General features: G+C 66.3%; 12 protein-coding genes. 10 read left to right on the top strand and 2 right to left on the bottom strand.

Going from position 1 to position 14,320, the window contains the following annotated elements; translation table 11 throughout:
* Nucleotides 1-49 precede the first annotated feature (49 nt).
* On the bottom strand, nucleotides 50-1,039 hold the full coding sequence (locus AMB_RS11915) for a dihydroorotate dehydrogenase-like protein (RefSeq protein ID WP_011384755.1): 990 nt from the start codon (nucleotides 1,037-1,039) through the stop codon (nucleotides 50-52).
* Nucleotides 1,040-1,280: 241 nt separating this feature from the next.
* On the opposite strand from AMB_RS11915, the gene AMB_RS11920 reads away from it, so the two are divergent.
* Together AMB_RS11920 and cutA are read left to right on the top strand one after the other, a co-directional pair.
* Nucleotides 1,281-2,270 carry a hypothetical protein gene (locus AMB_RS11920; RefSeq protein WP_231848835.1) on the top strand — a complete coding sequence of 330 codons (990 nt, stop codon included), beginning with the start codon at nucleotides 1,281-1,283 and terminating at the stop codon, nucleotides 2,268-2,270.
* Nucleotides 2,271-2,487: 217 nt separating this feature from the next.
* On the top strand, nucleotides 2,488-2,793 hold the full coding sequence (gene cutA, locus AMB_RS11925; protein ID WP_043744359.1) for a divalent-cation tolerance protein CutA: 306 nt from the start codon (nucleotides 2,488-2,490) through the stop codon (nucleotides 2,791-2,793).
* A gap of 1 nt (nucleotide 2,794) precedes the next feature.
* Here cutA and AMB_RS11930 read toward each other — a convergent pair whose 3' ends face one another.
* Nucleotides 2,795-3,949 carry a bifunctional 2-C-methyl-D-erythritol 4-phosphate cytidylyltransferase/2-C-methyl-D-erythritol 2,4-cyclodiphosphate synthase gene (locus AMB_RS11930; RefSeq protein ID WP_011384759.1) on the bottom strand — a complete coding sequence of 385 codons (1,155 nt, stop codon included), beginning with the start codon at nucleotides 3,947-3,949 and terminating at the stop codon, nucleotides 2,795-2,797.
* Between the two features lie 238 nt (nucleotides 3,950-4,187).
* Between AMB_RS11930 and AMB_RS11935 the strand changes: the two genes are divergently transcribed.
* The 8 genes from AMB_RS11935 (at nucleotide 4,188) to AMB_RS11970 (ending at nucleotide 14,294) form a co-directional block, all read left to right on the top strand.
* Nucleotides 4,188-4,988 carry a cytochrome C assembly family protein gene (locus AMB_RS11935; protein WP_011384760.1) on the top strand — a complete coding sequence of 267 codons (801 nt, stop codon included), beginning with the start codon at nucleotides 4,188-4,190 and terminating at the stop codon, nucleotides 4,986-4,988.
* Nucleotides 4,989-5,057: 69 nt separating this feature from the next.
* Complete coding sequence (dusB, locus tag AMB_RS11940) at nucleotides 5,058-6,065, top strand: tRNA dihydrouridine synthase DusB (RefSeq protein ID WP_043744362.1); 1,008 nt, start codon at nucleotides 5,058-5,060, stop codon at nucleotides 6,063-6,065.
* A complete protein-coding gene (locus AMB_RS11945) occupies nucleotides 6,065-7,186 on the top strand; it encodes a two-component system sensor histidine kinase NtrB (RefSeq protein WP_011384762.1) in 1,122 nt (373 codons plus the stop codon). Before dusB ends, AMB_RS11945 begins: the two co-directional genes overlap by 1 nt.
* A 5-nt stretch (nucleotides 7,187-7,191) precedes the next feature.
* Entirely contained in the window at nucleotides 7,192-8,646 is a 1,455-nt protein-coding gene (ntrC, locus tag AMB_RS11950) for a nitrogen regulation protein NR(I) (protein WP_043746597.1), read from the top strand.
* A complete protein-coding gene (locus AMB_RS11955) occupies nucleotides 8,647-10,881 on the top strand; it encodes a sensor histidine kinase NtrY-like (protein ID WP_011384764.1) in 2,235 nt (744 codons plus the stop codon). It abuts the gene before it with no gap.
* Nucleotides 10,871-12,262, top strand: a complete 1,392-nt coding sequence (locus tag AMB_RS11960) for a sigma-54-dependent transcriptional regulator (RefSeq protein ID WP_011384765.1) — start codon at nucleotides 10,871-10,873, stop codon at nucleotides 12,260-12,262. Before AMB_RS11955 ends, AMB_RS11960 begins: the two co-directional genes overlap by 11 nt.
* The gene (gene trkA, locus AMB_RS11965) at nucleotides 12,259-13,635 is read left to right on the top strand and encodes a Trk system potassium transporter TrkA (RefSeq protein WP_011384766.1); all 1,377 of its coding nucleotides are present in this window, start codon (nucleotides 12,259-12,261) and stop codon (nucleotides 13,633-13,635) included. The genes AMB_RS11960 and trkA overlap by 4 nt, the downstream gene beginning before the upstream one ends.
* Nucleotides 13,635-14,294: an HAD family hydrolase gene (locus tag AMB_RS11970; RefSeq protein ID WP_011384767.1), complete on the top strand. Its 660-nt coding sequence runs from the start codon at nucleotides 13,635-13,637 to the stop codon at nucleotides 14,292-14,294. Before trkA ends, AMB_RS11970 begins: the two co-directional genes overlap by 1 nt.
* The last annotated feature ends 26 nt before the right edge of the window (nucleotides 14,295-14,320 follow it).

Here is a 14,320-nt window from a genome sequence, read left to right on the forward strand (position 1 = left end):
AGGCCCGGCCGATGCGGCCGGGCCTTTTCCCGTATTCGGTTTCGAGAGGTCAGGCGTTGTAGGCGCCGCCCCGCAGGATGCGAATGTAATTGACCCGGTCGTAAGCGGCCAGGTCCCTGGTGGCGCCGCGGCTCATTTTCCCGCGGATGTCGGCCACCGATTCGGCCTCGCGTTCCTTGAGTTCGGCGATCAGGCCGTCATGCAGGGTCTTCATGTAGTCGACGCCGTGGCGCATCAGGGCCGAGGTGGTCATCACCACATCGGCGCCGACGAACAGGTACTTCACCACCTCGGCGGCGGTCTGCACGCCTGAACTGGCGGCAATGGAGGCCTTGATCTTGCCGGCCAGGGTGGCGATCCACAGCAGGGGCAGGCGGATCTCGCCCTTGTGGCTGAGCTTGAGGTCACGGACCAGCTTCAACTCATCCAGATCGATATCGGGCTGGTAGAACCGGTTGAACAGCACCACCCCGTCGACGCCGTGGTCGTCGAGCACCTTCACCATGTTGCCGACCGAGCTGAAATAGGGGCTGAGCTTCATGGAAACCGGGATGGAGACCGCCGACTTCACGTCCTCTAGGATTTCCAGGTAGCGAGATTCCACCTCGGTGCCGCTCATGTCCATGTCGGTGGGCAGCAGGTAGACGTTCAGCTCGATGGCGCTGGCGCCGGCTTGCTGACTCTGGGCGGCATACTCGGTCCAGCCGGTGCGCGTGGTGCCGTTCAGGCTGGCAATGACCGGGATTTCCAGGGCCTCGCGGGTGCGCCGGATCAGGTCGAGATAGTTCTTCGGACCGGCATTGGCCGAGATGTTGGCGGGGAAATACGAGAAGGCCTCGGAATTGCCCTCGCAGACCAGGCGCTCGATCTCGTCGATTTCGTTCTCGATGTCCTCCTGGAAGATGGAAGGCAGCACGATGGCCGCCGCGCCGCAATCTTCCAGGCGCCGGGAATTGCCGAGGTCGAGGGCCAGCGGTGACGCCGAGACCACCAGGGGATTCTTAATGTCGAGGCCGAGATAGCGGGTGGCGAGATTCATGGCGGGGCGTCCTTCGTTCACGGGCAGAATGTTGCGCCAGTGAAAGGGTAGACCGGGCCGGGCTCGCGCGGCAAGATGGAAAGGGATATGGTGCACGCCGCCCATCTCTTCCAGGTTGCTTCAGCCCATGCATCTCGCCGACGCGTCAAAGCATCTTTGGCTGGCCTTGTCGCCCCATGGCTATGGTCATGCCGCCATGACCGCCCCGGTCATCCATGCCTTGCGACGGCGCCTGCCGGATTTGCGCCTCACCATCCAGACCACCGTACCCCGGGCTTTCCTGGAAGAGCGCTATGGCCCCGATTTCATCCATGTGCCCGAGATTCCCGATTTCGGGCTGAAAATGGTCTCGGCGGTCGGGGTTGATCTTGATGCATCAGCCGAGGGTTATCGGCGAATGCACTCTGATTTCACAACTTTGGTCGAAGGTGAGGCCGAGCGGCTGCGGCGGATGCGCCCGGATGTGGTGCTGGCCAATGTTCCCTACGTGACTCTGGCGGCCGCCGCCCGCGCCGGCATTCCGGCGGTGGCGCTCAGTTCCTTGCAATGGGCCGACATTTATCGCCACTACCTGGGCGATCGCCCTGAAGCGGCCGCTATCCTGGCCGAGATGCGGGCGGCCTATAACTCGGCCCGCGCCTTCCTGCGGGTGACGCCGGCCATGGATATGCCCAGCATCGACAATGTGGTCGAGATCGGGACGGTGGCGACACGGGGTCGGAACCGTCGGGACGCTTTGGAAGCCCGGTTTCCCGGCAAGGTGGGCTTGGTGGCGTTCGGCGGCATCGATCATGACCTGTCCCTGGAGAGATGGCCGCGCCTTGAGGGATGGACCTGGGCAACGGCCCTGGATTGTCCCCCGGAGCGCGACGACATCGTGCCCTGGCGCAGCCTCGGCCTGTCGTTTGCCGATCTGGCGGCCTCGGTGGATGTCATCATCACGAAACCCGGCTATGGCACCTTTACTGAGGCGGCGCTGGCGGGAATTCCCGTCCTGTACGTGGCACGACCCGACTGGCCGGAATCGCCGGCCATGGATCGATGGCTGATGGCCCATACCAGGGCGCTGGCGGTAACGGCGGAAAGCTTGCTTCTCCAGTTGAAAGAACAACTGCATGCGTTGTTTTCTCTTCCTGATCAGCCGGTTGGCGAGGCGGCGGGGAGTGAGGACGCGGCCGATTTCATCGAGCGGATGTTGCTTGCCAAAAGCGCCATCTGCGAAAGAAGTTGAGAGGGGGCGGATTTGTCACGCGGGGGTATCGAAATCCGTTTACCCAATTCACATATGCGTGACATCGGTTGGCGGTGCCCTGGTACCGGACCGGTGAGGGCTCCCGGTTCGATCTCCTCTGCCGGGATGACCTGCACAGACTCGTGGGGCGTGCCCGTTCGGCCAAGGGGTACGCCCCGCTTTTCTGGCAATAGGGGGTAACCAATTGACGACACACATGATTTACATCACCGCCTCCAGCCGGGAGGAGGCGGTGTCCCTGGCCCGCGCCCTGGTGGGCGAGCGGCTTGTCGCCTGTGCCAACATCCTGGACGGCGCCACCTCGGTCTATTGGTGGGACGGGCGGGTCTGCGAGGAGTCCGAAGCCGTGCTGATTTGCAAGACCCGGGCGGATATGGTGGATTCCGTGATCCGGAAGGTGAGGGAGTTGCACTCCTACGCCTGCCCCTGCGTGGTGGCCTTACCCATCGAGGCGGGCAATCCCGCCTATCTCAACTGGATCAGGACCGAGACCGGCGGCTGATTTATCGCGGCAGCCAGACCGAGGCCATGGCCTGGGCGGCGATGCCCTCCTTGCGGCCGGTAAAGCCCAATCCCTCGGTGGTGGTGGCCTTGACGCTGACCCGGTCCTGGGAAATGCCAAGGATTTCCGCCACTCTCGCCGCCATGGCGGCGCGGTGCGGCCCCACCTTGGGGCGCTCGCAGATGATGGTCACGTCCACATTGACGATGCGGCCGCCCTTGGCGGTGACCAGCGAGCCGGCATGGGCCAGAAACTGGTCCGAGGCGGCTCCCTTCCACCTGGCATCGGTGGGCGGGAAATGATGGCCGATGTCGCCGGCCGAGATGGCGCCCAGCACGGCATCGGTCAGGGCGTGCAGCCCGACATCAGCGTCGGAATGGCCCAGCAGCCCGGCCTCGTGCGGCACGGGAACGCCGCACAGCCAGCAGGCATCCTTGGCCGGGTCGAAGCGGTGCACGTCGTAGCCCGAGGCGGAGCGGACCTCGCCGGGGCCGTCGAACAGGCAGCGCGCCCGCTCCAGATCGGCGCCGGTGGTGATCTTGACGTTGTCCTCGGCGCCGTTCACCAGTTCCACCGCCAGCCCGGCCTTTTCCGCCACGGCGGCATCGTCGGTCAGCTCGTTGCCGATCACCGCGTGATGGGCGGCGACGATCTCGGCATAGCGGAATCCCTGGGGAGTTTGGGCGCGGAACAGATTGGCGCGGTCCACCGTGTCGGCCACGAAACCGTCCTGGCCGCGCTTCAGGGTATCGGCGACGGGAACCACGGGCAGGGCGCCGGGGTGGCGGTCAAGGGCGCGGATCACCCGGCCGATGGTGCCGTGATCGATGAAGGGCCGCGCCCCATCATGGATTAGCACCTTGTCCGGATTGAGATCCTTCAGGCTGTCGAGGCCCAGGCGCACGCTGTCCTGGCGGGTGGCGCCGCCATGGACCGGCTCCAGCAGGTTCAGGCCGGCGGCGGCCATGTCGTAGAGCTGGCGGTCGTCGGGATGGATGACGGCGCGCACGGCACCGATCTCGGGATTGGTGGCGAAGGCCGCCAGGGTGTGGCGCAACACCATGCGCCCGGCCAGATCGTGATACTGCTTGGGCAGGTCGCCGCCGAACCGCCGCCCGCGTCCCGCCGCCACCACCAGCACAACCGTCTTGGCCATATCCGATCTCCCTTGGAAAAGCGGGCGACAGACTATGCGAGCCGATGCCTCCTGCCAAGGCTTGATACCGGCGCCTCTGTGCGCCGGCTAGGCCCAAGGGGACGCGCCGCTCATGCGGCGGGAGCCAAGCGGGCGGAGGCCCGCGCCCGGCGATTGAGGGCGTGCTGATCGAAATCGATCAGCAAAAACAGGCGCTGTCACCCCTTTGCGCTGCCGCAAAGGATGATATAGTCCGCCCATGTCATCCCTGGCTCTCAATATCGTCGCCCTCGTGGCGCTCCTGCCAGCCGCGCTGGAGGCCCTGCGCGCCGGCGACGGCCGTAGCGGCCGCTTCCGCCTCTGCATGGCCCTGGCGGTCACCGGGCCGGCGCTGTGGGCGCTTTCCCTGATGGGAGGGCAGTGGCAGACCAGTCTTTCTGCCGCCCTGTGGGTGTCCATTGCCGCCACGGCCGCCCTGTTCGCCGCCCTGGCCCAGGCCTCGGCGCAGGGGTGGCGGCTTGCGCCGCTGCTGATGCCGTTCCTGGCGGCGCTCGGCCTGCTGGCCTCCCTGGTGCAGTGGGTGGAGGCGCCGTCGCAGATGAGCGGGGCGGTTCCGGCCGCCTGGCTGGACCTTCACATTGTCGTTTCGGTCCTGACCTACGCCCTGCTGACCCTGGCGGCGGTGGCGTCGCTGGCCACTTTCCTGCAGGAGCGCGCCCTGAAGCGCAAGGCCCCCACCCAATTGACCCGCATGCTGCCCAGCGTCGCGGACAGCGAAGGCCTGGCCGGGCGCCTGTTGCTGGCCTCGGAGGCCGTTCTGGGCCTTGGGCTGGCCACCGGCATGGCCACCCAGTATTTCGAGACCGGGACCGTGCTGGCCCTGTCCCACAAGATCCTGCTGTCGCTGCTGGCCTTCGCCCTGATCGGGGCGTTGCTCATCGGGCATCGGGTGTGCGGCGTGCGAGGCCGGGTGGCCGCCCGCGTGGTCCTGCTGTCCTACCTGCTGCTGACCCTGGCCTATCCCGGGGTGAAATTCGTGACACAGGTTCTGCTGCCCTAGCGAATTGCTTTTTTTGCAGGCAGCTTTTGCCATTGCATTGTGCGGCGTCTGCATAATAAATACGCAGCCATGGCACAGCACACACGCAAGAGCATCTCCATCGGATCGGTGACCCTGGAGAACCCGGTCATCCTGGCTCCCATGGCCGGGGTCACGGACATGCCCAACCGCCGGCTGGTCAAGCGCCTGGGCGCCGGACTGGTGGTGTCCGAGATGATCGCCAGTCAGGCGATGATCCGCCAGAACCGCCAGACCATGCAGATGGCCCAGCACACCGCCGAGGAATTTCCCATGTCGGTGCAACTGGCCGGCTGCGAGCCCAAGGTGATGGCCGAGGCGGCGAAACTGAACCAGGATCTGGGCGCCGCCATCATCGACATCAACATGGGCTGCCCGGTCAAGAAGGTGGCGCTGAAGGGCGAGGCCGGCTCGGCCCTGATGCGCAACGAGAATCTGGCGGCCCGCATCCTGACCGCCGTGGTCAAGGCGGTGGATATCCCCGTCACGCTGAAGATGCGCACCGGCTGGGACATGAACAGCCGCAACGCGCCCAGTCTGGCCAGGGTGGCGGAGGAGTGCGGCATCCGCATGGTCACCGTGCACGGGCGGACACGCAATCAGATGTACACAGGCCAGGCCGACTGGGCCTTCATCGGCGAGGTCAAGCGGGCCGTCTCCATTCCCGTGATCGGCAATGGCGATGTGGAGAGCATCGACGATGCCGTCCGCATGCTGGAATTGTCCGGCGCCGACGGGGTGATGATCGGGCGGGGCACTTACGGCCGTCCGTGGCTGCCGGGGCAGGTGGCCCATTACCTCGCCACCGGCGAGCGGCTACCCGACCCGTCGCGAGCCGAGCAGTTGCAGATCATGCTGGAACACCTGGACGCCATGCTGTCCCATTACGGTTCCGAACCGGGCGTGCGCATCGCCCGCAAGCACATGGCCTGGTACTCCAAGGGATTGCCGGGGTCGGCCGAGTTCCGGGCCGAGGTCAACCGCACCAATGATCCCGACCAGTTGCGCCTGGCCATCACCGAATTCTATGCACCTCTGCTGGAAAAGGCCGCCGCCTGATGCCCATCCCCATCGTCTCGGCTTTGAAGCGCGGCTTGTCCGGCTCCACCTTCGACCCGACCACGGTGCTGAGCGCCCTGGGCGCCGCCGTGGTGGCGGTGGATCGCCAGAACGTCATCCGCTACGCCAATGGCGCCGCCGAGCAATTGTTCGCCTGCGGCGCCGCTTATTTGATCGGTCATCCCGTCACCGACTTCCTGCCGCCGGATTCGCCGCTGCTGGCCCTGGTCACCCAGGCCCGCGACGGCAATTTCTCGGTGGCCGAGCACGGCGTGACCCTGGACACGCCACGCACCGGGCACCGCACCGTCACCGTCCAGGTCTCGCCGATCATCGAGACGGCCGGCGCCGTGGTGATCAGCCTGCACGAGCAGTCTATCGCGCTGAAGATCGGCGCCCAGCTGACCAGCCGCAACGCGGCGCGCTCGGTCAGCGCCATGGCCGCCATCCTGGCCCACGAGGTCAAGAACCCGCTGTCGGGCATCCGGGGCGCCGCCCAATTGCTGGAGCAGAATGCCGGCGAGGACGACCGCGTCCTGACCCGGCTGATCTGCGACGAGGCGGACCGCATCGTGGCCCTGGTCGACCGCATGGAAGCCTTCTCGGATAATCCCTCGGTGGAGCGTAGCGCCGTCAACATCCACCGGGTACTGGAGCATGTGCGCCGCATCTCCGAGGCCGGATTCGCCCGTTCGGTGCGGATCATCGAGAATTACGACCCCTCCCTGCCGCCGGTGCTGGGCGATCGCGACCAGTTGGTGCAGGTGTTCCTGAACCTGGTGAAGAACGCCGCCGAGGCGGTGCCGGAGGAGGGGGGCGAGATCGTCCTGTCCACCGGCTATCAGCACGGAGTCCGTCTGGCCCTGCCGGGCAGCGAAACGCGCCGCCACCTGCCGCTGGTGGTGAGCATCCAGGACAACGGCCCCGGCATCCCCGAGGATCTGAAACCCAATCTGTTCGACGCCTTCGTCACCACCAAGACGTCGGGCAGCGGGCTGGGACTGGCCCTGGTGGCCAAGATCATCGGTGATCACGGGGGCGTGATCGAATTCGACAGCGTGCCGAGGCGGACCATTTTCCGGGTGATGCTGCCCATGGTCCAGGATGGGGATGGCAAGTGAGCACCATGACAACCACCACCACCGCCACCATTCTGGTGGCCGATGACGATCGCGGCATCCGCACGGTGCTGTCCCAGGCGCTGGGCCGGGCCGGCTACGAGGTCCGGACCACCGGCAACGCTTCGACCCTGTGGCGCTGGGTGTCGGAAGGCGAGGGCGATCTGGTGATCACCGACGTGGTGATGCCCGACGAGAGCGGGCTGGACCTGCTGCCGCGCATGAAGAAGATCCGCCCCGAACTGCGCATCATCGTCATGAGCGCCCAGAACACCCTGCTGACCGCCGTCAAGGCCACCCAGCGCGGCGCCTTCGAATACCTGCCCAAGCCCTTCGACCTGAAGGAACTGGTCAATGTGGTCGGCCGCGCCCTGTCGACGCCGCGTGCCGCGCCCACCGAGGCCGCCGGCGGCGAGGACGAGGAGAAGCTGCCGCTGATCGGCCGCTCGCCCGCCATGCAGGAGATCTACCGCACCCTGGCGCGGCTGATGAGCACCGACCTGTCGGTGATGATCACCGGCGAGTCGGGAACCGGCAAGGAACTGGTGGCCCGGGCGCTGCACGATTACGGCAAGCGCCGCAACGGTCCCTTCGTCGCCATCAACATGGCGGCCATTCCGCGTGAACTGATCGAAAGCGAACTGTTCGGCCACGAGAAAGGCGCCTTTACCGGCGCCACCCAGCGGGCCGCCGGCCGCTTCGAGCAGGCCGAGGGCGGCACCTTGTTCCTCGACGAGATCGGCGACATGCCACCCGAGGCTCAGACCCGCCTGCTGCGCGTGCTGCAGGAGGGCGAGTACACCACCGTGGGCGGGCGCACTCCCATTCGCGCCAATGTGCGCATCGTCGCCGCCACCCACCGCGACCTGACCCAGCTGATCCGCCAGGGCCTGTTCCGCGAGGATCTGTTCTACCGCCTCAACGTGGTGCCCATCCGCCTGCCGCCGTTGCGCGAGCGGTCCGAGGACATTCCGGAACTGATCCGCCACTTCCTGGCCCAGGCGGGAGCCGAGGGCCTGCCCAGCAAGACCATCGACGGCCAGGCCATGGACAGGCTGCGCAAGCACCGTTGGCCGGGCAATGTGCGCGAGCTGGAGAATCTGGTCCGCCGCCTGGCGGCGCTGTATTCCCAGGAAGTGATCGGCATCGAGGTTATCGAGCAGGAACTGGTGGGGGGCACACCCCACGCCGACGCCATCAGCGGCGGCGTCGAGGGAGAAGGGCTGTCGGCCACGGTGGAGCGTCACCTGCGCGAGTATTTTGGCAATCACGGCGACGGCTTGCCACCCGCCGGGGTCTATGACCGGGTTCTACGCGAGGTGGAGCGCCCCCTGGTCACCATCGCGCTGGAAGCGACACGCGGCAATCAGATCAAGGCGGCCCATCTGCTGGGCGTCAACCGCAACACCTTGCGCAAGAAGATCAAGGACCTGGATATCCAGATCAGCCGTGGCCTCAAGTAAATGGCGTTCGGCCGCCGCATACGACACTGGGCCCGCCGGGTCGATCTGGCGCGTCGCCTAGCCTATGGGCTGACCTTCGCCTCCGTACCGGCCATCGTCGCCACGGTTTGGGTGATGGGCGGCGGCGGCGCCGGTCCCGCGGGGCCTGATTCCCGCATCGTGCTGTCGCTGCTGGCCACCGACGGCATTCTGCTGGCCGCCCTGGGCGCGGTGGTCGGGTTCCGGGTGCTGGACGTGCTCAAGGCCCGCCGGCGGGGAGCCTCCGGCTCCAAGCTGCATCTGCGCTTCATCATGCTGTTCGCCCTGGTGGCGGTGACGCCTTCGGTGCTGATGAGCGTCGGCTCCACCGCCTTTTTCAAGTACGGGGTGGAAAGCTGGTTCTCGGACCGGGTTCGCACCGCGCTGCAGGCCTCGCTTGAAGTCGCCCATGCCTATCTGGAGGAGCACAAGCGCATCATCGGCGGCGATGCCCTGGCCATGGCCAACGACATCAACCGCGAGGGGCCGCTCCTGCTGCGCTCGCCCCAGCATTTCGCCCAGTTCGTCGGTACCCAGGCGGCCATCCGCGGCCTGACCGAGGCCATCGTCTTCGATACCCGCGGCAATATCCTGGCCCGCTCGGGGCTGATCTTCGCGGTCGAGGCCAGCATCGACCAGATTCCCGCCTGGGCCCTGGACAAGGCGCGCAGCGGCGACGTGGTGGTGCTGTCCGGGGCGGGCGAGGACCGGGTCAAGGCCCTGGTCCAGCTTCAGGGCCTGTTCGGCGACACCTTCTTGTACGTGGGCCGCTTCGTCGATCCCAAGGTGATCGGCCATATGGCCAAGACCTCCGAGGCGGTGGCGCAGTACGAGAATCTGGAGGGGCGCCTGTCGGGGCTGGAACAGGCCTTCTCGCTGATCTTTGCCATCGTGGCGCTGCTGCTGGTGCTGACCGCCATCTGGGTCGGCGTGTCCATGGCGGTGAGGCTGGCCACGCCCATCGGGCGGCTGATCGACGCCGCCGAGAAGGTGCGCTCCGGCGATCTCGATGCCCGGGTAGCCGAGGATGCCGCCGACGAGATCGGCGTGCTCAGCCGCGCCTTCAACCGCATGACCCACCAGCTTTCCAGCCAGCGCCAGGATCTGGTGGACGCCAACCGCGAGCTGGACGAGCGCCGCCGCTTCACTGAGACGGTGCTGGCCGGCGTGTCTTCGGGCGTCATCGGCCTGGACGCCGCGGGCCGTATCCATCTGCCCAACCGCTCGGCGGGCGAACTGATCGGCATCAATCTCGACGACAATGTGGGCCAGGACATCCGCGACGTCATCCCCGAGCTGTCCGAGTCCCTGGACGAAGCCATCCGCCGGCCCGAAAAGCTGGTCCAGCGCGAGGTGCGCCTGTCCACCGCCGGAGGGCGAAGCCGTATCCTGCTGGTCCGCGTCGCGGCCGAACGCCTGGAATCCGAGATCATCGGCTATGTGGTGACCTTCGACGACATCACCGAGCTGGTCTCGGCCCAGCGCACCGCCGCCTGGGCGGATGTGGCGCGGCGCATCGCCCATGAGATCAAGAATCCGCTGACCCCGATCCAGCTGTCGGCGGAGCGCTTGAAACGTAAGTATCTCAAGGAGATACAAAGCGATCCTGAGACTTACGTCAATCTGGTGGAGACCATCGTCCGCCAGGTTGGCGATATCGGGCGCATGGTCGACGAGTTTTCGTCCTTCGCCCGCATGCCGGCGCCGCAGATCAAGCCCGACGACCTCAACGACATCTGCCGTCAGGCCATGTTCCTGCAGCGTACCGGCAATCCCGGCGTGGAGTTCGTCCATCACCTGCCGGACGGCAAGGTTCCGGTGCTGTGCGACAGCCGGCTGATCGGCCAGGCGCTGACCAATCTTTTAAAGAATGCCGTCGAGGCCATCCAGGGCCGCGACGACCCGGAGGCGCCGCGTGGCCGCATCGCCCTCAGCCTCGTTTCCCATTCGGACCGGCTGGTGGTCACTGTCGAGGATAACGGCAAGGGCCTGCCCACCGAGAACCGGGAACGGCTGACCGAGCCCTACGTTACCACCCGGACCAAGGGCACCGGCTTGGGGCTGGCCATCGTCAAGAAGATCATGGAAGACCACGGCGGTGATCTGTATCTTGAGGACGCGCCTGGGGGGGGCGCGCGGATCGGACTGGTCTTCCCGTCCTCCGAGCAGCAGCAATCCCAGGCAACCGGCGAAAACACGGTAACCCATGGCGCATGACATCCTGATCGTCGACGACGAGGCCGACATCCGGGCCTTGATCGCCGGTATCCTCGAGGACGAGGGGCACAACACCCGCGAGGCCGCCAATTCGGACGAGGCGCTCGAGGGAATCCGCGCCCGGCGGCCCAATCTGGTCATCCAGGACATCTGGCTGCAGGGCTCGCGCCTGGATGGGCTCGAGGTGCTCGACGCCATCAAGCGCGACAATCCGGAAGTCCCGGTGGTGATGATCTCGGGCCACGGCAATATCGAGACCGCCGTTCAGGCCATCAAGCAGGGCGCCTACGACTTCATCGAGAAGCCGTTCAAGGCTGACCGGCTGCTGCTGGTGGTGGAGCGCGCCGTCGAGGCGGCGCGGCTGCGGCGCGAGAACGAGGAATTGCGCCTGCGCTCCGGCTCGGGCGGGGAATTGGTCGGCAATGCGGTGGGTATCCTTCAGGTCCGCCAGGCGGTGGAAAAGGTGGGGCCCACCAATTCCCGCGTGCTGATCACCGGCCCGGCCGGGTCGGGCAAGGAAGTGGTAGCGCGGCAGATTCACGCCCGCTCGCGCCGCGCCGACGGCCCCTTCGTGGTCCTCAACTGCGCCGCCATGCATCCCGACCGCATGGAGATGGAGCTGTTCGGCACCGAGCACGGGCTCGACGGCCCGGACAGCCCCCGCAAGGTCGGCACCTTCGAGCAGGCCCACGGCGGCACCTTGCTGCTGGACGAGGTCGCCGACATGCCGCTGGAGACCCAGGGCAAGATCGTCCGGGTCCTGCAGGACCAGATGTTCGAACGGATCGGCGGCGGCAAGCGGGTCGAGGTGGATGTGCGCGTCATCGCCTCCACCAACCGCGATCTTCAGTCGGAGATGACCGCCGGCCACTTCCGCGAGGATCTGTATTACCGGCTCAACGTGGTGCCGGTGAAGATGCCGAGCCTGCGCGACCGGCGCGAGGATATTCCGCTGCTGGCCCGCCACTTCATGACCATGGCCGCCGCTGCCGCTGGCGTGCAGCCCCGCATGGTGGGCGAGGACGCCATGGCGGCGCTGCAGGCCTATGACTGGCCGGGCAACGTCCGCCAGCTCAGGAACGTCATGGACTGGCTGCTGATCATGGCGCCCGGCGACCAGCGCGAAGCCATCCGCGCCGACATGCTGCCCGGCGAGATCGGCGCCATCACCCCCGCCGTCTTGCGCTGGGAGAAATCCAGCGAGATCATGACCCTGCCGCTGCGCGAGGCGCGTGAACTGTTCGAGCGGGAATACCTGCTGGCCCAGGTCAATCGTTTCGCCGGCAATATCTCGCGCACCGCGGCCTTTGTCGGCATGGAGCGCTCGGCCCTTCACCGCAAGCTCAAGCTGCTTGGCGTCAACACGGACGAAAAGAAATGAAGGTCATAGTCTGCGGCGCCGGCCAGGTCGGCTTCAACATCGCCCACTATCTGGCGGGCGAGAACAACGACGTCACCATCATCGACCAGCGGCCCGAACTGATCCGCAGGGTCAGCGACACCCTGGACGTCCAGGTGGTGCTGGGCTTCGCCTCCCATCCGGCGGTGCTCGAGCAGGCGGGGGCCGGCGATGCCGACATGATCATCGCGGTCACCGCCGCCGACGAGGTCAACATGGTCGCCTGCCAGGTGGCCCACTCGCTGTTCAACGTGCCGACCAAGATCGCCCGCGTGCGCAGCCAGGCCTATCTGGCTCCCCTCTGGGCCAACCTGTTCTCGCGTGAGCATCTGCCCATCGACGTCATCATCAGCCCCGAGATCGAGGTGGCCCGCGCCATCGCCAAGCGCCTTCAGGTGCCGGGCGCCATCGACGTGATTCCGCTGGTGGGCGACAAGGTGCGGCTGATCGGCGTGCGCTGCACCGCGCAATGTCCGCTGATCAATACCCCGCTGCGCCAGCTGACCGTGCTGTTCCCCGATCTAGCCATCGTCATCATCGGCATCGTCCGGGACGGCAAGGCCATCGTTCCCACCTCGGAAGACCAGATGCAGGAAGGCGACGAGGTTTATTTCGTCGTCGATACCGCCCATGTGGACCGCGCCCTGTCGGCCTTTGGCCGCGAAGACCAGGAAGCGCGCCGCATCGTCATCTTCGGCGGCGGCAATATCGGCCTGTTCCTGGCGCAGCAGCTCGAGGAATCGCGGCCCGGCACCTCCATCAAGGTGATCGAGTCCAACAAGGAGCGCGCCGAGTTCGTGGCCAAGGCGGTGGGCCATACCGTGGTCATTCACGGCGATGCCCTGGACCCCGAGATTCTGGAAGAAGCTTCAGTGGGCGCCGCCGAGGCGGTGGTGGCGGTCACCAACGACGACGAGACCAACATCCTGTCGGGCCTGCTGGCCAAGCGCTATGGCTGCCGCCGCACCATGGCGCTGATCAACAAGACCACCTACAACTCGCTGGTGGCGCCGCTGGGCATCGATGTGGCCATCAATCCCCGGGCCATCACCGTTTCCAACATTCTCCAGCATGTGCGCCGGGGCCGCATCCACGCCGTGCACTCCCTGCACGAGGGCTTCGGCGAGCTGATCGAGGCCGATGCCCTGGAGACCTCGTCCCTGGTGGGCAAGCCGCTGCGTGACGTCAAGCTGCCGGCCGGCGTGCTGCTGGGGGCCGTGGTCCATGACGGCAAGGTGGTGAGTCCCCGGGGCAGCACGGTCATCCATCCCGGCGACCGCGTCATTCTGTTCGCCACCGCCGACGCGGTGAAGAAGGTCGAGAAGATGTTCTCGGTCCGGCTGGAATATTTCTGATGCCTGGGACGCCTCTGACCCGTCCGCGGGCCATCATCTTCGACTGGGACAATACCCTGGTGGATTCCTGGGTGTGCATCCAGGAATCCTACAACATGACCTTTCGCCATTTCGGCATGCCGGAATGGAGCCTGGACGAGACCCGCGAGCGGGTGGCGGCCTCCATGCGCGATTCCTTTCCCGCCATGTTCGGCGAACGCTGGCCCGAGGCCCGCGACGTCTTCACCAAAAGCTTTTCGGATATCCATCTGGACTATCTGAACCCGCTGCCGGGTGCCGCCGAGATGCTGGCTGGGCTGAGGCGGGAAGGGGTCGTCCTGGCGGTGGTCAGCAACAAGCGTGGTGGCTTTCTGCGCAAGGAAGCCGAGATCATGGGCTGGGACGGGCATTTCGTCCGTCTGGTGGGCGCCGACGACGCCGAGGCCGACAAGCCGGCGGCGGCACCGGTTCATCTCGCCCTGGCCGGCACCGGAATCGGAGCCGGGCCGGATGTGTGGTTCGTGGGCGATTCGCCCATCGACACCCATTGCGCCGTCAATTCCGGGTGCACGCCCATCGTCATGCGGCCCGAGGCTCCTGGCGACGGCGAATTCGCCCATCCGCCGGTCTGCTTTCTTTCCGCCTGCATGGACCTCTTCCATCTTGTCCGCGAACTATAGGTTCCCATCTGTTGGATTTGGTGGTA

Origin of the sequence: Paramagnetospirillum magneticum AMB-1, from assembly GCF_000009985.1 — a bacterium.
Classification (GTDB): Bacteria; Pseudomonadota; Alphaproteobacteria; order Rhodospirillales; family Magnetospirillaceae; genus Phaeospirillum; species Phaeospirillum magneticum.

Excerpts from the sequence above, each read along its gene's own strand:
- AMB_RS11945 (WP_011384762.1), top strand. The coding sequence starts at position 6,065 with ATGCCCATCCCCATCGTCTCGGCTTTGAAGCGCGGCTTGTCCGGCTCC.
- AMB_RS11955 (WP_011384764.1), top strand. The coding sequence starts at position 8,647 with ATGGCGTTCGGCCGCCGCATACGACACTGGGCCCGCCGGGTCGATCTG.
- trkA (WP_011384766.1), top strand. The coding sequence starts at position 12,259 with ATGAAGGTCATAGTCTGCGGCGCCGGCCAGGTCGGCTTCAACATCGCC.
- ntrC (WP_043746597.1), top strand. The coding sequence starts at position 7,192 with ATGACAACCACCACCACCGCCACCATTCTGGTGGCCGATGACGATCGC.
- AMB_RS11930 (WP_011384759.1), bottom strand. The coding sequence starts at position 3,949 with ATGGCCAAGACGGTTGTGCTGGTGGTGGCGGCGGGACGCGGGCGGCGG.
- cutA (WP_043744359.1), top strand. The coding sequence starts at position 2,488 with ATGATTTACATCACCGCCTCCAGCCGGGAGGAGGCGGTGTCCCTGGCC.
- AMB_RS11935 (WP_011384760.1), top strand. The coding sequence starts at position 4,188 with ATGTCATCCCTGGCTCTCAATATCGTCGCCCTCGTGGCGCTCCTGCCA.
- AMB_RS11915 (WP_011384755.1), bottom strand. The coding sequence starts at position 1,039 with ATGAATCTCGCCACCCGCTATCTCGGCCTCGACATTAAGAATCCCCTG.
- dusB (WP_043744362.1), top strand. The coding sequence starts at position 5,058 with ATGGCACAGCACACACGCAAGAGCATCTCCATCGGATCGGTGACCCTG.
- AMB_RS11970 (WP_011384767.1), top strand. The coding sequence starts at position 13,635 with ATGCCTGGGACGCCTCTGACCCGTCCGCGGGCCATCATCTTCGACTGG.
- AMB_RS11960 (WP_011384765.1), top strand. The coding sequence starts at position 10,871 with ATGGCGCATGACATCCTGATCGTCGACGACGAGGCCGACATCCGGGCC.